Origin of the sequence: Citrobacter sp. TBCS-14 (genome assembly GCF_005280805.1) — a bacterium.
Taxonomy (GTDB): domain Bacteria; phylum Pseudomonadota; class Gammaproteobacteria; order Enterobacterales; family Enterobacteriaceae; genus Citrobacter; species Citrobacter gillenii.
In genome coordinates this window covers 1-226 of record NZ_SZWM01001278.1, presented here as the reverse complement: position 1 = coordinate 226, position 226 = coordinate 1, and the positions used below count along the sequence as shown (strand labels likewise).

General features: G+C 52.7%; 1 pseudogene. It reads right to left on the bottom strand.

The window, feature by feature from the left end:
* A pseudogene (locus FDX22_RS27360) lies at positions 1 to 226 on the bottom strand (phage tail protein); the annotation flags it as partial.

The following is a 226-nucleotide window of genomic DNA, read 5'->3' as shown; positions in this document are numbered from 1 at the left end:
CTGTACTGCCATGGGACGATAGCGGCCAATTGATGCGTCTGTTGTTTTTGCGCGAAGCGCCGTTGTTGTCGCAGCCCCAAAATCATCATCGTTTCCGGCACGCTGCCCCGATACCTGGTAGGTTGAAAAACGTTCACGAATGCTTTTCTCGGTATCGCAGGAAATAACGTTTTTACCCAGCACCAGAGCTGTATGAGCCCGCGTGCTACCAATGCCGCCGATAACA